The sequence below is a fragment of the Colwellia sp. 6M3 genome (assembly GCF_014077595.1).
Classification (GTDB): Bacteria; Pseudomonadota; Gammaproteobacteria; order Enterobacterales; family Alteromonadaceae; genus Cognaticolwellia.
This window is the reverse complement of record NZ_JACGWF010000082.1, coordinates 1-17985: the sequence shown is the minus strand read 5'-3', so window position 1 is coordinate 17985 and position 17985 is coordinate 1. Positions and strand designations below refer to the sequence as shown.

Below are 17985 nucleotides of genomic sequence, written 5' to 3'. Positions count from 1 at the left end.
ACTCAATATCAATATATTCGCAGTAATAATAATGTATTACTTAATGTGTCGTTTGACGAAGATAAAATAAACCAGTTATTTAAAGACAGTGATTTAGCCATTTGGGGGCGATTAAGACCTCAAGTTATGCTTTGGTTGGTTGAAGAGGATGGTTTTAGTCGTAAAATCATTTCTTCAACATCGGATTCTTTGTTACCGTCGATTATTGATAACTTTTCACAGTTACGTGGTCTACCTGTGGTAATGCCAATAATGGACTTAACTGATTTAACCTCGTTGACGCTTACCGATGTGTGGGGGCGATTTTCACAACCTGTTGCCCAAGCATCAGCGCGTTACTTGGCAGAAGCTGTGGTCGTTATTAGAGTATCTAACTCAAGTTTAGTCGCTACCAAAATTGATGAAGAAAATTGCCCGCTATGCCAAAATCATAGTCTGGTTGTAGATTGGAGCCTGATGACTGACGCTCAAAGTGAGCACGCACAAATTTTTAGTAAACCCTACACTGGCGATAATGTTGATACGCTATTAACGACGGTTTTATCGGATATTACCGATATTATTTATCAGCAATATGCTTTATCTACAACAAACAATAATGAGTTTGAAATTGACGTAGCGAACATTTCCTCTTTAGCTGATTTAATTGCCGTATCAGATTTTCTTGCTGAGTTATCAGCTGTTCAGGCCGTTCAATTAATCAGTGTGAAAGGGACAAACAGACGTTTTAAATTATCGTTAATTGGCTCTCAACAAGCGCTACTGGCTTCTTTAAAATTAAGTGAGCAGCTAAATCGATATATCGATCCATTGGCTGCGCCTGAAGGCAATGATCAAATACCCATGTTCAATTGGGGTAAAAAGTGAAGAAAGTGTCACAATTAACGCTCTCTGTACAATTACCCGACGATGAAACTTTCGCGAGCTTTAAAAGTGAAAGTAACCAAATGGTTGTGCAGCAATTAACGCACTTTCTTGATCAGGTAACCGTTAATAATAAACAGGTACACAGCTTGTTTTTGTTTGGCTTATCCGGTGTCGGTAAAAGTCATTTGTTACATGCCAGTTGTGCCTATGCTGATACGTTGGGCATATCATCTTTATGTTTATCTTTTTCAGAACTCACACAGCTTTCAGTTGACGTACTAGACGGGTTGGAGAATATTGATTTAGTCTGTTTAGACGATATACAGTTAATTGCAGGCGATAAAAAATGGCAGCAAGGGGTATTTGATTTATATAATCGCATGGTTGAACAAAATAAATGTTTAATTATTACTGGCGATCAAAGTGTGATGAATCTTAATATAAGTTTGCCTGATCTGGTATCGAGATTAAGCTGGGGCTTAACTGAACAAATAAAGCCACTGTCGGATGAAGAAAAATCCTTTGCTTTGCAATATCGGGCACAGCAAAGAGGCTTATATATAAGTGATGAGGTTGCCAGTTTTTTAATTAATCGTTTATCGCGAGACATGACCAGTTTAATTGCCGCATTAGAGCAACTTGATCAAGCATCAATTAGAGAGCAGCGTCGTATAACTATTCCCTTCATTAAAGACGTTTTATTTTAAAGTTCATCGTTAAGCGCTACTTTTAAGTTTGTCTTAAAAGTAGCGAACTAATAACGCTAAAGCTGAGTTAATTCCAACGTGTTAACTCTCAACATTAACGTTATTAACCTGACCTAAAGCTATATCCATACCGATTGCTAAATTAAGCTCTATTTATTGCAAAAACATACACTATAAACGCCATATTAATTAATTGGTCGAGTCGGTATGGGTTTTTCGTAAAAAAATGGGCCATTGACACCAACTCTATCAAGTTTGAAATTATTCAATGGTATGGCTTGGGCCGTTGATTTCTCTGTTTGATTAATCACCGGGCTAATCGCTAAGTTTTCTCCCCATGTTTTACCTGACTCCATTGCTATCGGCGCTGATAAATTACTAATAATACTCGAGGCAGAAGTAAACTCTGGCAGTATTCTACGAGTTACATAGTCGACCCTTTGCTTAATATTTTCATCGCCAATACGTCCGCGCTGACCCCAAGTAACTATGTATTCATCACTCGCACTTTGAGGTTGATTCGTAATGGCGATATCGCGGTCAATATCGTATCGGGCTTTCATCATAAAGCCATCAAAGAGCATGGCATAATCTTCACGTTTACTGCTGTAATTGTAAAATTGTGGTGCATGTTCAGGGCTAAAGAAACTTGTAACATCATTTGGGCTATAGCTTTGTTCAGTAGTTGTTGCTGTTTCACCTTGATAACGTACTTGTGCTAATCGGTACATCTCATCGCCGTAAAGTGGCAATGAGATACTTAACGAATCTGACTGAATACCGGTAGATTGCAATACTTTTTCAGCGGCATCTAGAATACGATCATTTCGATTTAAACTTGCCCAAGAACTTTGAGCAAAAAAGTCATTGGCGTGGGCAAGTTCGTGATACATCAAAGACGCTAAACTATAAAGTCCGTCGCTTGCATCTCGTGATACTCGCATATCTTCAGGGTAGTAAAAACTTGCGTAGGTATTATCTTTAACATAACGCCATGGCATTACAAAATTTAAGCTGTCGCCAAATGATGCTCGATAGTCAGGTGCTTCATTTATGGTATCTCTTTCATCAGGCGTTAACCAAAAATTATTTGGATCTAAATGAATAGCCCCCGTAACTACCCAATAATAAGACGGGCGAACATCATACGAAATAACAATGGCTGTGGTAGCACGAAGTAAATTTTTAAAGTCGCCTTGAGGATCTGAGTTTTGTAAAAACTCTTTAAATCGTTGCCCCATCCATTGATGAGAAACCACAACGCGATCCATTATGTCTTCAACGGTTGGTGACCTTGTATCTTGTGCTATGAGTGGCAGTTGATCCAACCTACAGCTAGTGCGAAAGTCTATGGCATTGCTGTAAACACAGTCAACCAGCACATTGGCATAAGGAGAGTTAGCATTGAAAGGGTAAACTCTAGCTAATCGGGTATCATAAGCAATATTTTCATTGCTACTAATGGTGGTAGCGTTTTCAACGAGTATGGTCACAGTATCTTGATGTTGAGTTGTGCCATCTGAAGCACTTACACTAAAAGTAAGTAAACTATCAGCACTTACAGCGGGTGCTTTAAAGAAAATAGCACGTTTGCCGTTTGTGGCTTCACTAAAGGTAACATTAGGGCCCGAGAGTTGTTGCCAAACAATGCTGTTATTGGTCAGTGAAGTATTTTCTAAGCTGACTCTTAATGAAACGTCATTACCTTCTAATACTGCGTGTCCTAGTCTTGCCGATATTTGGTTATTTTCATCGGATACTGAAAAAGCATGAGTTAATGTCTCACTTTGACCATTACGGCTAAAATTTACCTGAAAACTATAGTCACCAGCAGATGAGGGCGTGAACGCAATGCCTTTTGAGTTACCAGCATGAAAAACAACATGATTACCTGCTGTTTGTTGCCAGTTAATATTACTAATCGAGTCATTGGGAAAATATAGAAATAGCTCAACCGGTTGAGCGGTTTTGCTGTTTTCGTCAGATGCTATTATGCCTGTTTGGGTCACAACCGGGGTAAAGTCATCAATGGGCACTTCTTTTTTATTTTCAGCGCTACTGCCGCCACCGCAGCCTTGAATAACAAAAACGCCTAAAGTTAACGCCAATATAATATTCCTGTTCGAAAAAATATTAGTCATTTGTGCCTCTGTTTACTGTGTTTGGTCAATTTACAATGTTTGTATAGATGAACTAACTTCAGTTATGGGTTGTTCGTTATATAAACTGTTGGTTATAAAAATCAATATCCTGAGCTATTTTTATACAATTTATCTCGATTAGTAAAGGATAATGTATAACTTGAAGTCGGTAAGTTTTTTCTTGGAAATGTAAAAGAAAAAGCACTAAATTAGATGAAATAACTTTAGTGCTGAATTTTAAGAGGTGAGAATTAAATGCTAAAAGAAAGTTTAGTGAAGTAAACCTGTCTAATCGTTTTATAAATCGATTTTTAAATTTTAATCCAAGTTCTTTTATTCTTTCTTTTTACGAATACTTAAACCAAGTTCCTGCCCGCGATATTTTGCATAATAACTGCCTGCGATAAACATTGTTGTGGCAAAAAATAATTCGCCTACAGCCCACAATTTTTCATCAGCTGAAACCCATAATGTTGTTAGACTGTGCAAAAAATAAATCATCACAATAAAGTTTGACCAAGCATAAGTATAAGGATTGCCTTGCAATAATCCCTTTAATGGAAACAATAACGGCAAGGTAAAAAACGTTAATGTTAAAGGAACAGAAAGTGCGGTGTCATCACTAACAATAATTAACCAAAACGGCATGTAAAACAGTAATGAGAAGTAGCCAAATAAAGTTATTTGCTTAAGTTTGGTTGTTGAAAAACGTGAGGTAGTTGTCATATTTAATTATTTACCTGCATTAAAGAAAGCACGTTTTCTGGCGGTCGACCAATAATAGCGCGTGTGCTATCACTAACAATAGGGCGCTCAATAAGTTTAGGTGTTGTAGCCATAGCGGCAATCAAAGTAACGTCATCCGCTTGAGCTAAGTTTTGCTCTTTAAACTCGGCTTCTTTTGTTCGCATCATATCGATTGGCGATATCTTGAGTAAAGCTAATAGCTTTTCAATTTCGGCAACACTAAGGGGTGTTTTTAAATATTCCACAATAGTTACATCATGATTTTGCTCTTCAATGAGTGCTAATGTTTGTCGGCTTTTAGAGCAACGAGGGTTGTGATAAATCGTTAACATGTTTTTCTCTTAGATTATTTTAAGTTCATTAAATTAGCGCTATTTTAACTGATTTTTTACAGGCGTTTAAGTTTTTCTTGTTGTTCTTGTAATTGCAGTATTCGACCTTTCATACGTTTTTGTAATAATGGGTTTTCTTCAACAAAATTATACGCTGTTTGTAATTCATCAACCGCTTTAGGATAAGCACCCAAGAGGGCATATACTTCAGCCTTGGTAGCATGCATCAGGGCTTTTTTATCTTGTTTTCTATAGACTTCAGTTAATAAATCGTTAGCAATAAAGTTTTTTGGGCTCAATACTAAAAACTTTTGTAAAAGCGTTTCAGCCTGTGCATATTGTCCTGCTTCGTTTAATACGTTTGCGTAGTTTAAAGTCACAACTTGGTTATTAGGCATTAATAAGTTTAACTCACTAAGCATGGCAATAGCCTTATCAAAGTTTTTCTCAGCAATATATGCATCGGCGAGCGCATCGACATAAAATAAGTTTCTGTTATCGTCGTTTAATAACGCTTCAAGCTGAGAAATAGCGACTTTATAGTTTTTATTTTCATAGTAAGAGAGTGCCAACCCATAACGTGCAGCAGCCTCAACAGCATAATTTTGTTTATCCAAACTTTGTTGAAAGTTAATAATGTTACCTTCAGCATTACCTTCATATCTCGCCATTATACGCGCTTTAGCTAGTTCGAACGCTAAGCTTGGAGCTAATGGACGTGGTGAGAAATTGTGTGCTCTAATTCTGGCATCTGCAATGCGTGATTCAGGTAATGGATGCGTTAATAACATGGCAGGTGGCTTTGATGTATAACGGTATTTTTCTGCCATTTTGCTGAAAAAGTCAGGTGCACCTTGTGGATTAAAACCACTATTAACCAAAAGCATAATGCCGACTCGGTCAGCCTCTTGCTCGTTGCCTCGTGTATAGTTGATGCTAGCTTGTTGCGAAGCTGCCATTGTAGTACTCAGCGCCGCCATGCCAACGGTTGGGTTAATTAAGGTTAATAAAACACTAGAAACCATAGCGGCCATGGTAAGCGATTGACTTCTGCTTTGAGACTCTAATCTTCTGGCTAAGTGGCGTTGAGTAACATGTGATATTTCGTGCGCGACAACCGAAGCAAGTTCACTTTCAGTGCTTGCTGTTGTGATTAAACCGCTGTGAATAGCAATATGACCACCAAAGAAGGCAAATGCATTTAGCTCTTGGTTACGAATAACAAAGAACTCAAAGCTGTAATTAACATCTTTGGCATTTCTCACCATACGGTTGCCTAAGTCATTTATATACTCTGTTAATACGGGATCATTCAATATTGGTTGTGATGCGCGAATTTGACGCATCATTTCGCCACCTATTTGGCGTTCTTTTTCAATAGAAAGTACACTTACACCCGCAGAGCCAATTTCAGGAAGTTTATTTCTATTAGTTTCTGTATTCGCTGCCAAAGCACTAGTAGTTAATGACGAAAGGGCAAGTGCAATAATAAACGGTTTTAATTTAAACAAATTTAATTTTCCATATTTTCAGGTGTATTACCACAAGTTAAGGCCTAAGATTGAGACTGTGATTGCTTACGGTAAACTTCTTTGCAAAACTCAGCGATTGAATATCCTTTAATATCAGTGATATCAAAAGATTGGCTTAATACCGTAATAAGTTCATCAACTCGCTGGTTTGCATAACGAATAAGGGCATAATCGGCTAAATCACCCTTTTGAAAAGTGTAGACAATAAAAGGCAGTAATGAGTTCAATCTAAACAACGTTTGCATTGTTAGCGGTGTCCATTCAATAAAAGGACATTGCGGATTATTAAACTGTGCTTCCTTTACCGGTTCGTTATTAATTATTGGATAACAATGTAACTCATAATGTTGTTCATTAATATTATGATAAAGCGAAATTTTTGGCTTACCCGTTGTTACTTTACCAATAATATTGCTCGATTGCGTTGCTGTATTTAAGTTCCAATTGCGTTGATCAAGCAGCTGTTTAAAAGCGTTATTAAAACCATGAGTTAGCAATCCATCCATTTCCCTAATTGAGTTCGTCGCTAATTGATAAATTGTGGGAACATCACCCCAGTTTAACTTTTTTTTATAGGCGTCAATTTCTTTAAGACTAGGATTATCAGAAAGTTTGCTCATTTATTTTCTTTAACCTCTTTAAATTATTAAAAATACATCAAAAGAATTTACAAATGTCATTGTAATCAATTGTCGCAAATTAGATAATCAAACTAAAGCACAACGCATAGTTTATTTATGACTTACGAATACGATGCCACCCAAGATAAATGCCCAGTGCCACTGGTGAATTTACGCTTATTACTGAGAAAGTTAACGCCGATTGATAGTTGTCTGATACGTATTCGTGATAATGGCTCAAAAAAAGACATTCCCAGGTTGTTATTAAAACAAGGGTTTTACTTTGAACAGCGTAACGTAGATAAGCATACTGTTGAATTATTGATAAGAATGGAAAAATAAATATTATGGTTTCACTGTTTAGCGATTGGTACAAAAGGAACTTTTCAGATCCAAGTGCGGTAACCTTAATGGTTATTCTCATTTGTACTTTCTTGTTTGTGTATTTTTTTAGTAGTTTGTTAATGCCTGTTTTTGTTGCCGTTGCCATCGCTTTTTTATTAGATTTACCCGTAAACAAGTTATCAAAGATTGGCTTATCTCGTGGACTGTCAGTTGTTATTGTCGTTTCTGCTTTTGTCGGATTAACCTTAATCGGTATCTTGGGTTTAATGCCAGTAATATGGCAACAAAGCAGTAATTTATTGCAAGAAGTACCGCAAATGCTGGGTAAAGGGCATACATACTTACTCGCTTTACCTGAACAATACCCTGAATTTGTAAGTGCTGAACAGATAGGCAATGTGATCATTTTAGTCAATGACAAGCTCATTGAATGGGGTCAACTAGCATTAAAAGCATCGTTGGGTTCAATCTCTAATGTAGTTGCACTGCTGATCTATCTAATTTTAGTACCGTTAATGGTATTTTTCTTTTTGAAAGATAAGAGTGTACTTTTTAATAGTTTACGTAAATTTTTACCAAAAGATCGCCGTATGGCAAAACAAGTTGGCAGTGAAATGAACCAACAGATCATGAATTACATTCGTGGTAAATTAATTGAAATTATTATTATCGGCACCGCATCAACTATTGCTTTCATCGCCTTAGGACTTAATTATCCGGTATTATTGGGGGTTTTAGTTGGGCTATCGGTTCTTGTACCTTATGTAGGCGCAACCATTGTAACTTTACCTGTTTTACTTGTTGCCTTGTTTCAATTTGGTACCACTGCAGAGTTTGGTTATGTAATGATAGCTTACGGTATTATTCAAGCGCTTGATGGTAACTTGCTTGTGCCTTTGCTATTTTCTGAAGCGGTTAATTTACATCCCGTCACTATTATTATTGCGGTGATATTATTTGGTGGGTTGTGGGGCTTTTGGGGCGTATTTTTTGCGATTCCGTTGGCAACGCTTGTTAAGGCTGTGCTTAATGCTTGGTCGACTACAACGCAAGCTGAGGGAATAACAGACATTTAAGTTGCTACTCATCTGCTATGCATAAATTAAAGTCTCATCAAAAAGGCTTTAATTTATGATGTAACTGCTAATATTTTAATCTTCTAGCCAGTTTCATTTCTTTAAAATATTCTAGGCTACATAACTATTATCACATGCTACATATCAGCTTTAACATAGCATTATTGTTTTATGATGAGTCTAGACCCTTTTATATCCGTGAGTTCAATAAAATAACTTAGGTTAATTAGCACTAAGTTATCGGATTAAATTTTATAGGAACGCTTTTTTTTATTCTATAATAGAATAACGAAGGTAGGATCCAATATCATTTTTTTTGGATAGTATGTCACTTATCATTAAAAATTTTAATTAAAATCAATAGAGTATAAAACTTTTGAAAAACGTAAATAGCAAATCTATTTTACAAGCTGGTGAAGTTGCATTAGTTGGCTCAGGTCCCGGTGATGCAGAGTTACTGACTATTCGCGCTTTACGTTTTATTGAACAGGCAGAAGTTGCTATTTATGACCGTTTAGTCAGTGATGAAATAATGGCACTTTTACCTGCAGATTGTGAACGCTTATATGTCGGTAAAGAACAAGCTAAGCATTGTGTTCCGCAAGATAAAATTAATGAATTATTACACCAATATGCACAACAAGGTAAAAAAGTACTTCGGCTTAAAGGTGGTGACCCCTTTATCTTTGGTCGTGGTGGTGAAGAAGCTGAATATTTATTAAAAAATGGTGTTAGTTGTCATCTTTGTCCAGGCATTACCGCGGCATCAGGCTGTACTACTTATGCAGGAATTCCATTAACCCACCGAGGTGTTGCACAAGGCTGTACTTTTATTACGGGTCATATGCAAAACGATGGACAACTTAATTTACCTTGGAAAAGTTTAAGCGATAGCAGCCAAACGGTTGTCTTCTATATGGGGATTAATACTTTACCAAGCATAACTGAGCAGTTAATAAAGCATGGTCGAGATGCTAACACTCCTGCTGCACTTATTCGAAAGGGAACACAGCCAGAGCAACAAATATTTCGTGGTAAAATATCTACGCTTGCAGCATTAGTAGCAGAGCATAAAATAACGCCACCTACGTTAATTGTTATTGGTGATGTTGTGAACCAATTAACCGATATAGCACTGGCAAAGCCAGGTTTCTTAGACGCTAAAAATTATCAACAGCCCGAGCAGTTAACAGTAGGCGTTGGTTGATATATTTAATTAACTTACTAATTTATTTAAATTTATCGGCAATTTTACCGCAGTGTAACCCATTATACTGCTTATAAAAAAAGCTTAACAAGTTCATTGTTAAGCTTTTTTGTTTTTACTCGCTTTCTAAGCGGTATTCATCATGAGATTAAAGCTTTTTTAATACATCTAGAACAACTTCGTGATGATCTTTAGTTTTAAACTTATTAAAGATATGTTCTAAATTACCATTCTCATCGATTAGAAATGATGTTCTCACCACGCCCATACTTTCTCTTCCCATGAATTTCTTTAATTGCCATACGTTATAAGCTTCACAAACTGCGTGATCTTCATCAGATAATAATGTGAAGTTTAATGTTTGCTTATTAATAAAGTTTGTTAGTTTTTTAGGTGTGTCAGGGCTTATACCTAATACAACAACATTTAAATCATCAAGTTCTGATTTAGAATCTCTTAAAGCACAAGCTTGTACAGTACAACCGGGAGTCGAAGCTCTTGGATAAAAATAGATAAGTACTTTTCGACCTTTAAATGAATCTAGCTCAATAGCTGTGCTGTTTTGATCGAGTAATGTAAATTTCGGGGCAGGTTGGCCTATTGCTAACATTTATTTTTATCCTTTCTATTTTAGGTAATACACGTGGAGTGTGACGGGTATTTACTTGGTTAATCTATCTGGTTTGATTGAATTTTCTTTATACAACCTTGTACATCAAATTGCTCACACAATTGGAGGAAATCACTTTCAAGTTTATCGATACTCGTTTCTTCCATCAATGCGATTAAAATTGATGCACTCATGTGATTATCTTTCTGATTAATTTCAGACTTTAAAGATGATATATCAATATTACGTGTGGCAAAAAAAGCAGTAACAGCTTTTAAAACACCGGGTTGATCTATACCAGCATAATCAACTTGGTAATGATGAACAAAGTCTTGTTCACGATAACCGGATGTTCTTTTCATCATAGTGATAAGTTCAAGCTTATGTGCCACAGCAGGTAATTTACTTTCTAATTGATGAATAGCTTTATTATTACCGGTAAGTAACATGATTAAGGTAAATTCTAAGCCGAATATCGCCATTCTACTGTCTAAAATGTTACAGCCACATTCGCTGGCTAGTTTGGTTAAGTCACTGACACTGCCGGTGCGATCTGGTCCCATGGCTGTTAAAACTAAATATTCGCTCATCAATAAACCTAACTGTGGTATTAAAAAAGCTATTGTAACGTATGTTATGTTGCTAAAGCCAACGAGAATGATGTTTGTTCACTTTGTTACAACCTTGGGATAAAGCTTTTAAATATCAACGTAAACTGATAAATATAAAACTACTGTTTTAAGTAATATTAGGCTTGGAGTGTTATTTTTCATATGGAATTAAAAATTAATGTTATTGACGCATTTACTGATACAAAATTTAAGGGTAATTCAGCTGCGGTCATTATAATAGAAGACTGGCTCAGTGATGAACTTATGCAGTCAATTGCTGTTGAGAATAACCTGTCAGAAACTGCTTTTGTCAAAAAAATTGAGCAGCACAGCTACGAAATACGTTGGTTTTCCCCGATAACAGAAATCGATTTTTGTGGTCATGCAACTTTAGCAGCATCATTTGTTATTTTTAAACAACACTCTGATGTAAAGAAGATTAAATTTTTTGCTAAAGCTGTGGGTGATTTATGGGTAACAGCATTAAGTAATGGTTATATTGAAATGGTATTTCCTAATAAAATACCTGAAGTAATTCATGATATACCTTTAGCTTTATTAAATGGATTGTCGATTAAACCACTAGAAGTATTATTAAATGATCAAGCTTATTTTGTGGTTTATGAAACAGAAGCTGATGTGCTTTTGGTGCAACAAAATATCGAATTAATAAAACAGCTTGCACCTTTTGATGTAGTTGTGACTGCAAGATCAGATGAATATGATTTTATTTCGCGTTATTTTTGGCCAGCTAACGGCGGATATGAGGACCCAGTAACGGGCTCGATTCATAGTGGTTTAGCACCTTTGTGGGCAAGTAAACTCAACAAACTTGATTTGGTGGCTTTTCAAGCGTCTACACGAGGAGGAAAGCTATTGTGTAGCGTAAAAGGCAATAAAGTTCATATTTCAGGTAAAGCGGTGCAATACCTTGAAGGAAAAATTTCAGTTTAGTGTCCTTTTAAAAAATATAAACTAAAGTTGGTTATAGCGGCATGAATTGCTGCTTAAACCAAGTAATACTATTTACCTTGGTATTTTTTAAACCACGGAGTATACATGATGAATAAACCTGTTAGCATTTCAGACACCCCATATGGTATTGAAGTAGAAGCAGATAAAAAATATTTTTGGTGTGCTTGTGGACAAAGTACAAGCCAACCATTTTGTGATGGCTCACATAAAGGAACTGAATTTACACCCGTTAAATATACCGCAACAGAGTCTAAAAAAATCTATTTTTGCGGCTGTAAATTAACGGGTAATCAGCCAATATGTGACGGTAGTCATAAAAAGAGTTAACTTTATACAGAAGGGTTATTTTTGTCGTTACGATAACTTTAATGTCTATGTCTTTTGTTATATTAATTGATGTGAGCTGATATCAGTTGAAATAGGTCGTTGATATCTTTCATGAATACGATGAACCTTTACTATTAAGTACTATAAATGAACTTTAAGTTTGCACAAAGTGACATGAACTTTTCATATTTTGGTGGTGGAGCTGGGGTTTTAGTTTCTGGCATCATTTGGTGTATTGCCGGCATTACCGCAATGTTATATTCCAATCAGTCGAGTATGTTGGTGTTGTTTTTTGGTGGTATGTTTATCCACCCATTAGCTTTATTGCTTTCGAAAGTGCTTAAACGATCGGGTAAACATCAACAAAATAATCCTTTAGGCAAACTCGCGCTGGAAAGTACCATTATTTTATTTGTTGGCTTGTTTTTAGCTTTTTTTGTAGCAAAGCTCAAAGTGGAATGGTTCTTCCCGATTATGTTGATGACAATAGGTGTACGTTATTTAATCTTTAATACTTTGTATGGTATTAAGACTTATTGGATCTTAGGTGCAGCGTTAATGTTTAGCGGTATGTTATGTATTTTATTAAATACAAACTTTGTCATTGGCGCATTTATAGGAGGAATTACAGAAGTTATATTTTCACTGGTTATCTTTAAGCAATCCAGCGCATCAACCTTAAAATCAACTGAATACAAAGCTTAAACTATTGCCTTATTTTGAAAATAAGCCCACCTAATCCGCTGCTTTTTATCTCATATTACTCGGTACTTCTAATTTTAATGTACTTAAGTGCACATATTTTCCGTAATCTGATTTATTGAGTATGAGGTTTGAAATAGCGTTTTATATGCATTTTCCATGATCAATATTACGAGTAACAATCTCACGAAGAATCTCTAAGGTAGTTAATAATTTTATTATCATGCGCTTGGATCTTAACTTCCTGTCTAGGACTGTGAAATCAAACCACTAAAAATACCTTACTATTTCTCTATTTTTTATGATAAATGTGCTTCAGTATCTTGTGTTTGTATTTTCAGGCAAGTACCATGGTGCGCTGCCCAATTTAGCTATTTTGCCATTAATTTGCGGATTTTAAATAAATGATATGATTTAGGGAACTTAGCCCTGATTCAGTTATCAAAACAGCGTTATAGATGTATTGCTTGAGCGTTACGACCACCATTTCTTAATGTGTCGTAATGAATAAAAATGTGACTTATAAATACAACAAGCAAAATTAAATTTAGAAAGATTCAGATTTGTATCCTCGGGAGTGTTAATGAATCGCAAGATATTTTATTTTTCATTATTAAGTGTTGCAGTGGCTAGCTGCAGTACAGTAAATAATAAACAAGCAGTGGGCGATTTTGAATACGCGAAGCATAAAGAAGTATCGTCGTTAAAAATACCTGCAGGATTAGCTAAACCTAAAAAAGCTGATACTTACTTTGTTACTGATGAAATAAACCATGAAGGTCCAATTGGATCTGATGTTGATGTTCGCGCACCATCACTTGTATTGCCTGTTGCAGCGTCAACTAGAACAGAAAATACTACATCAGCATCTAAGGTTTGGTTCGATCAAGTACTTGATGATGAAGACTTACGCGCTTTTATTATAAAAGCATTAAAAGGTCAATTAGCATCCGATAATGTTGATTTAACACAAATAGACGAAGATGGTTTTGTTTTCGAATCAGATTGGTATCACAAAGAAGTAGAAGAAGGTTCATGGCTATTTAAAGAGATAACTATCTCGGAAAGTATTAAATATCGCTATTTGCTTGAAAGTAAATCACACGGACGAAGTGTTGCGCTAGTTGTTGAATTACTTGATTATATGAAAACAGATAAAGCTGGCGGCACTAAACGTATTGATATTATTGATCAACAACGTGCTGAAATGAATATGCTTAATGAAGTTATTGCACAAGTAGATTTTCAATACCGATTAAAGCAACAAGAAAACCGTTTATTACGTGCTAATCATAAATTTGTTAGTTTAGGTGAGAACGTTTCTGGCGAATCTGCTTATATTGTTGAAATTGATGAAGATTTATTGTGGTCTAATTTACCGCTGTTTTTTGAAGATCATGGTTTTACCATTAAAGATCTTAACGAATCAACTAAAATTTACTACGTTGATTATGTTAAACCTGAAGTGAGCTTTTGGGATAGCATATGGGGCGAGACTAAGCCTAGTTTGGATTTACCTAACGGTAAGTATCAATTTCAGGTAGAAAAAATGGCTGCAAAATCAGTTGTTACTATATTTGATAGTGAAGGTAATACCTTACCAGATGCTACATTAGATAAAATATTTGACGTAATGGAAGCAGGGTTATCATTTAAAGACGCATTTTAATGATTCTTATGATCATCTCTACCGTTAGTATTTAAATAAAAAACTCCGTTAATCGGAGTTTTTTGTTTTATGGGCTAAATCATTTTCCTTGGTAACTGTCGGCATTTTATGAGGTGATTTTTGTGTTCTTGGTATGGTTTCTTTTAAATCGTTTAAACTTTTTTTGCGTAAAGGCGTTTTTGCACTTTTTTGAAAGGTACTTAAATTACCAATTAATACGACTAATGCGATAATGACAATAGTGGGTGCAACCCAAGCTTCAGTTAATATGCTGACCATAATGTAGTACTCCGAATATAGGTAAAAGCCAATTTCATGATTACTGCTAAGAAGTTGGCTATTTTAAATGATTATTTAGACAATATTTTCACGATAAATTATTTATCGTTATTAAACCTCAGCTATGTTGACGATATAACGTCGATAAAGCTCAGGTAATAACTTCAGCAGTAAAGCTTTTCCTTGAATATCAGCATTTGATAATGCTTTAGCTAAAATGCTTTCTGTATATAACGCTTGATATTGTTGAGATAATGGCATGTATGAAAGATGCCAGGGCTCTTGAGCAACACCACCTCTAAACTTATCATAGGGTAAAAAGAAGCCAAACTCTTTTGCATGCTCTGCAAGCCATACACTTAAAGGATAAAAGTGCCCGGAAGCTTGATATTCCCAGGGCTCTAGTGCTAAAGATTGTCCTTGCGGTAATAAGTTTTTTGCATAAACATCAATATCACAACCCCAATGGTGACGACTGCCACCAGGTAATGCAGAGAATAGCATAATAGCGTGTATTTTTTCTCGTTCACTGAGTTGATCAACCGCTAATATTTCATTCGCGTCATTTTTTATTGCTGTAACACCAGAAAACTTATTTTGCCAAATTGACAGTTGCCTATCAAAGCTGCGAAAACCACTGGCTATTGCAAGCTCAACACCTGCGGTTTTAGCCGCGAGTTTTAGTTGTTCGAATGCTGACAACATTTCATGATGTATGCCGATATTGCTAGTTAACCAGTGAATATGATGTTCAGTTTTACCTGTTAATATTAACTCAAGCTCACTCATTTTAGGCATGGTCGGTTAATGCATTGATCAAGGTTTGATAGTAAACGTCAGTTAACAAAATTAGATCCTGAACCGCTACACTTTCATTAACTTGATGAATCGTAGCATTACAAGGACCAAGCTCGATAACTTGTGCGCCTGTTGGTGCAATAAACCTTCCGTCTGATGTACCGCCACTGGTGGATAGTTCTGGTGTGATTTTACAGCATGTTTCAATAGCTTGAACGACAGAATCAACCAGTGTACTTGGCTCAGTAATAAAAGGTTGGCCGTTAAATACCCATTTAATGTCAAAATCAAGTTGATGCTGGTTTAGTAATGCCTCAACTTTATCAACAATCATGTCTGCTGTTAATTCAGTACTATAGCGTAAATTAAAGAGTGCAGTTAAATGACCAGGGACTACATTTGTTGCGCCAGTACCTGATTGTATATTCGATAATTGAAAGCTCGTCGGGGGGAAATATTCATTACCATTATCCCAATGTTGCTTACTCAATGCATCTAATGCAGGCATGGCTTTATGAATAGGATTTATAACGTGTTCAGGGTAGGCTACATGTCCTTGTTTACCACGAATGGTTAATTCACCTGATATTGATCCCCGCCTGCCATTCTTAACAACGTCACCCAATTTACTGGTACTAGAAGGTTCACCAACGATACAGTAATCAATTTTTTCATTTCGCGCTTCAAGCGTATCTATAACACGGGTGGTACCGTTGATAAATGGACCTTCCTCATCACTGGTGATCAAAAATGCAATTGAACCTTTATGATCAGGGTAGTCAGCAACAAAACGTTCTGTAGCGACAATCATTGCGGCTAAACTTCCTTTCATATCTGCAGCCCCACGGCCATAAAGCATGCCGTCAGCAATAACAGGATCAAAAGGTGGTGTATGCCAGCTGTCTAAATTGCCTGCAGGTACAACATCGGTGTGGCCAGCAAAGCAAAATACAGGGCCTGTGTTACCACGTCGAGACCACAAATTGGTGGTATCTTCAAATACCATGCTTTCATTATTAAAACCTAATTTGGCTAATCGCTGAGACATGAGTTGCTGACAACCAAAATCTTCTGGGGTAACAGAAGGGCGTTCGATCAACGCTTGCGCTAATGAGATGGTGGTATTATTGTGTTTTATCATGAGGGCACCGTATTACGAGCAAAAAGTTTCTTGATATTGGCTGTCTTTGAAGCCGACTAAAAATGCTTGGTTATGCTTAATGAGCGGGCGCTTAACTAACGTAGGTTGCGCTAATATATTTTCAATCATAACTTCCTCAGTGAGGTTGTTTTTAATCTCATCAGAGAGGTTACGAAATGTAGTGCTGCGCTTATTTAACAGGGTTGTTAAATCTGCCAACGTTATAAACTCTTGTAACAACTCAGAACTTAAACCGTCGGTTTTAAAGTCGTGAAATTGATATGGGATATTTTCTTGCTCTAACCATTTTTTTGCTTTTTTTACGCTATCGCAGTTTTTAATGCCATAAAGTATTGTCATTTTATTTCCTGATTATATTACTTGATAATTATGTTTTATAAGTGCGTCAGTTGCAGCTTCAACGTTGTTTGATTTTACTAAAATGTAGTCAGTATCAAAAGTTGAAATTGTAAAAATACTGATTTTTTCGTTAGCCAAAACAGTTGATATATTTGACATAATACCTGTCAAACTAAAATCTAATGGACCAACTACTTCCAATGCTTGCCAACCGGGTTCTGTTTCTTCACTATCAATTTCTATGTGTTCGGGTAATACAATCGATATCTCATCATAAGTTTTAGCTAGAAAAAAGATAGGCGCAGTAAATACAGCATCAGGTATCGAGCTTTCACGTTGCAAACTGTGAATTGTAAATGTTTCAGTTAAGCGGCGCAGGGTCAAATTGCTCATAAATATACTTTTGATTATGTAAATACTCGTATCATCACTATAACGCTTAATACACACGATCTCTAGCGGTTATAATAGCGTTGAGATCGACTCACTGCGCTTGTATATCTATTTGATTAACTGGTTAACCTGTACTTAGTCCTCATTAAACTGATTATTGAAGTCAAGTCATTATATTTAGATATCTAAAGCAAGATATAAAGTGAATTAAATGCGTTATTTTTAATGCTTTGTAATTAATGATATCCACATAAGCTGTGGGTATCATTGTGTACAACTATTGTTTAACTGCTTAGTGTATTGTTTTAAAAGAATTTTATTGTACTGGTTAAAAAGTGACAGCTGTGATTTTAAAAGAAAAATTTTAGATAAGTTATTAAAATATCGAACTTGTCATCAAAGTATTAAAAGATCGTGCAATTAACATGGTAGATCATACTAATAACCTGCAATTTAACCAGAAGAGTTCAAAGATGCATGAATTGTAATCAATTTATTCTTTTGATTTATAACTTTTACTAACATACTAATAAAATAGTTAAAAGC

General features: G+C 35.8%; 21 protein-coding genes. 9 read left to right on the top strand and 12 right to left on the bottom strand.

The features are described 5' to 3' along the window. On the top strand, positions 1–867 hold an 867-nt coding region (locus tag H4J50_RS15155; RefSeq protein WP_182257228.1), incomplete at its 5' end, for a DUF2066 domain-containing protein. Next, positions 864–1574, top strand: coding sequence for a DnaA regulatory inactivator Hda (hda, locus tag H4J50_RS15150; RefSeq protein WP_182257227.1), 711 nt, complete (start codon positions 864–866; stop codon positions 1572–1574). The genes H4J50_RS15155 and hda, both read left to right, overlap by 4 nt. A gap of 185 nt (positions 1575–1759) precedes the next feature. Here hda and H4J50_RS15145 read toward each other — a convergent pair whose 3' ends face one another. The 5 genes from H4J50_RS15145 to H4J50_RS15125 all read right to left on the bottom strand — a co-directional run bounded on the left by H4J50_RS15145 (position 1760) and on the right by H4J50_RS15125 (position 6946). Next, positions 1760–3715 (bottom strand): hypothetical protein, encoded by a 1956-nt coding sequence (locus H4J50_RS15145; protein WP_182257226.1) that lies wholly within the window; start codon positions 3713–3715, stop codon positions 1760–1762. A gap of 333 nt (positions 3716–4048) precedes the next feature. Beyond that, positions 4049–4441, bottom strand: a complete 393-nt coding sequence (locus tag H4J50_RS15140) for a DUF2069 domain-containing protein (protein ID WP_108455837.1) — start codon at positions 4439–4441, stop codon at positions 4049–4051. 2 nt (positions 4442–4443) lie between these two features. Then, positions 4444–4794, bottom strand: a complete 351-nt coding sequence (gene arsC, locus H4J50_RS15135; protein WP_182257225.1) for an arsenate reductase (glutaredoxin) — start codon at positions 4792–4794, stop codon at positions 4444–4446. A 56-nt stretch (positions 4795–4850) separates the two neighbouring features. Then, complete coding sequence (locus tag H4J50_RS15130; RefSeq protein ID WP_182257224.1) at positions 4851–6305, bottom strand: M48 family metalloprotease; 1455 nt, start codon at positions 6303–6305, stop codon at positions 4851–4853. Between the two features lie 44 nt (positions 6306–6349). Further along, positions 6350–6946, bottom strand: coding sequence for a hypothetical protein (locus H4J50_RS15125; protein WP_182257223.1), 597 nt, complete (start codon positions 6944–6946; stop codon positions 6350–6352). A gap of 117 nt (positions 6947–7063) precedes the next feature. Between H4J50_RS15125 and H4J50_RS15120 the strand changes: the two genes are divergently transcribed. The 3 genes from H4J50_RS15120 to cobA all read left to right on the top strand — a co-directional run bounded on the left by H4J50_RS15120 (position 7064) and on the right by cobA (position 9574). Further along, complete coding sequence (locus H4J50_RS15120; RefSeq protein WP_108455841.1) at positions 7064–7288, top strand: sulfurtransferase TusA family protein; 225 nt, start codon at positions 7064–7066, stop codon at positions 7286–7288. Between the two features lie 5 nt (positions 7289–7293). Then, entirely contained in the window at positions 7294–8367 is a 1074-nt protein-coding gene (locus H4J50_RS15115; protein WP_108455842.1) for an AI-2E family transporter, read from the top strand. A 376-nt stretch (positions 8368–8743) separates the two neighbouring features. Beyond that, positions 8744–9574, top strand: coding sequence for a uroporphyrinogen-III C-methyltransferase (gene cobA, locus H4J50_RS15110; protein ID WP_182257222.1), 831 nt, complete (start codon positions 8744–8746; stop codon positions 9572–9574). 148 nt (positions 9575–9722) lie between these two features. Here cobA and bcp read toward each other — a convergent pair whose 3' ends face one another. Together bcp and H4J50_RS15100 are read right to left on the bottom strand one after the other, a co-directional pair. Next, on the bottom strand, positions 9723–10184 hold the full coding sequence (bcp, locus tag H4J50_RS15105; protein ID WP_182257221.1) for a thioredoxin-dependent thiol peroxidase: 462 nt from the start codon (positions 10182–10184) through the stop codon (positions 9723–9725). A 59-nt stretch (positions 10185–10243) separates the two neighbouring features. Further along, entirely contained in the window at positions 10244–10774 is a 531-nt protein-coding gene (locus H4J50_RS15100) for a glycine cleavage system protein R (protein ID WP_108455845.1), read from the bottom strand. Positions 10775–10957: 183 nt separating this feature from the next. Between H4J50_RS15100 and H4J50_RS15095 the strand changes: the two genes are divergently transcribed. The 4 genes from H4J50_RS15095 to bamC all read left to right on the top strand — a co-directional run bounded on the left by H4J50_RS15095 (position 10958) and on the right by bamC (position 14468). Beyond that, positions 10958–11749, top strand: a complete 792-nt coding sequence (locus tag H4J50_RS15095; protein ID WP_182257220.1) for a PhzF family phenazine biosynthesis protein — start codon at positions 10958–10960, stop codon at positions 11747–11749. A 105-nt stretch (positions 11750–11854) separates the two neighbouring features. Then, positions 11855–12097, top strand: coding sequence for a CDGSH iron-sulfur domain-containing protein (locus tag H4J50_RS15090; RefSeq protein ID WP_239059144.1), 243 nt, complete (start codon positions 11855–11857; stop codon positions 12095–12097). A 147-nt stretch (positions 12098–12244) separates the two neighbouring features. Next, the gene (locus H4J50_RS15085; RefSeq protein WP_182257219.1) at positions 12245–12802 is read left to right on the top strand and encodes a DUF7010 family protein; all 558 of its coding nucleotides are present in this window, start codon (positions 12245–12247) and stop codon (positions 12800–12802) included. A 580-nt stretch (positions 12803–13382) separates the two neighbouring features. Beyond that, positions 13383–14468, top strand: coding sequence for an outer membrane protein assembly factor BamC (gene bamC / locus H4J50_RS15080; protein WP_182257218.1), 1086 nt, complete (start codon positions 13383–13385; stop codon positions 14466–14468). 48 nt (positions 14469–14516) lie between these two features. Here the strand turns inward: bamC and H4J50_RS15075 are convergent, their stop codons facing one another. The 5 genes from H4J50_RS15075 to H4J50_RS15055 form a co-directional block, all read right to left on the bottom strand. Next, positions 14517–14747, bottom strand: a complete 231-nt coding sequence (locus H4J50_RS15075; RefSeq protein WP_108455849.1) for a hypothetical protein — start codon at positions 14745–14747, stop codon at positions 14517–14519. A 111-nt stretch (positions 14748–14858) separates the two neighbouring features. After that, entirely contained in the window at positions 14859–15545 is a 687-nt protein-coding gene (locus H4J50_RS15070) for a M15 family metallopeptidase (protein WP_182257217.1), read from the bottom strand. Next, a complete protein-coding gene (gene dapE / locus H4J50_RS15065; protein ID WP_182257216.1) occupies positions 15538–16686 on the bottom strand; it encodes a succinyl-diaminopimelate desuccinylase in 1149 nt (382 codons plus the stop codon). The genes H4J50_RS15070 and dapE overlap by 8 nt, the downstream gene beginning before the upstream one ends. Positions 16687–16698: 12 nt before the next feature. Continuing rightward, positions 16699–17046 (bottom strand): ArsC family reductase, encoded by a 348-nt coding sequence (locus H4J50_RS15060; RefSeq protein ID WP_108455852.1) that lies wholly within the window; start codon positions 17044–17046, stop codon positions 16699–16701. Positions 17047–17058: 12 nt separating this feature from the next. Further along, positions 17059–17439 carry an ACT domain-containing protein gene (locus tag H4J50_RS15055; RefSeq protein WP_108455853.1) on the bottom strand — a complete coding sequence of 127 codons (381 nt, stop codon included), beginning with the start codon at positions 17437–17439 and terminating at the stop codon, positions 17059–17061. Between the last annotated feature and the right edge of the window lie 546 nt (positions 17440–17985).

Excerpts from the sequence above, each read along its gene's own strand:
- H4J50_RS15145 (WP_182257226.1), bottom strand. The coding sequence starts at position 3,715 with ATGACTAATATTTTTTCGAACAGGAATATTATATTGGCGTTAACTTTA.
- H4J50_RS15140 (WP_108455837.1), bottom strand. The coding sequence starts at position 4,441 with ATGACAACTACCTCACGTTTTTCAACAACCAAACTTAAGCAAATAACT.
- arsC (WP_182257225.1), bottom strand. The coding sequence starts at position 4,794 with ATGTTAACGATTTATCACAACCCTCGTTGCTCTAAAAGCCGACAAACA.
- H4J50_RS15125 (WP_182257223.1), bottom strand. The coding sequence starts at position 6,946 with ATGAGCAAACTTTCTGATAATCCTAGTCTTAAAGAAATTGACGCCTAT.
- H4J50_RS15120 (WP_108455841.1), top strand. The coding sequence starts at position 7,064 with ATGACTTACGAATACGATGCCACCCAAGATAAATGCCCAGTGCCACTG.
- H4J50_RS15115 (WP_108455842.1), top strand. The coding sequence starts at position 7,294 with ATGGTTTCACTGTTTAGCGATTGGTACAAAAGGAACTTTTCAGATCCA.
- bcp (WP_182257221.1), bottom strand. The coding sequence starts at position 10,184 with ATGTTAGCAATAGGCCAACCTGCCCCGAAATTTACATTACTCGATCAA.
- H4J50_RS15100 (WP_108455845.1), bottom strand. The coding sequence starts at position 10,774 with ATGAGCGAATATTTAGTTTTAACAGCCATGGGACCAGATCGCACCGGC.
- H4J50_RS15095 (WP_182257220.1), top strand. The coding sequence starts at position 10,958 with ATGGAATTAAAAATTAATGTTATTGACGCATTTACTGATACAAAATTT.
- H4J50_RS15090 (WP_239059144.1), top strand. The coding sequence starts at position 11,855 with ATGATGAATAAACCTGTTAGCATTTCAGACACCCCATATGGTATTGAA.
- H4J50_RS15085 (WP_182257219.1), top strand. The coding sequence starts at position 12,245 with ATGAACTTTAAGTTTGCACAAAGTGACATGAACTTTTCATATTTTGGT.
- bamC (WP_182257218.1), top strand. The coding sequence starts at position 13,383 with ATGAATCGCAAGATATTTTATTTTTCATTATTAAGTGTTGCAGTGGCT.
- H4J50_RS15075 (WP_108455849.1), bottom strand. The coding sequence starts at position 14,747 with ATGGTCAGCATATTAACTGAAGCTTGGGTTGCACCCACTATTGTCATT.
- H4J50_RS15070 (WP_182257217.1), bottom strand. The coding sequence starts at position 15,545 with ATGCCTAAAATGAGTGAGCTTGAGTTAATATTAACAGGTAAAACTGAA.
- dapE (WP_182257216.1), bottom strand. The coding sequence starts at position 16,686 with ATGATAAAACACAATAATACCACCATCTCATTAGCGCAAGCGTTGATC.
- H4J50_RS15060 (WP_108455852.1), bottom strand. The coding sequence starts at position 17,046 with ATGACAATACTTTATGGCATTAAAAACTGCGATAGCGTAAAAAAAGCA.
- H4J50_RS15055 (WP_108455853.1), bottom strand. The coding sequence starts at position 17,439 with ATGAGCAATTTGACCCTGCGCCGCTTAACTGAAACATTTACAATTCAC.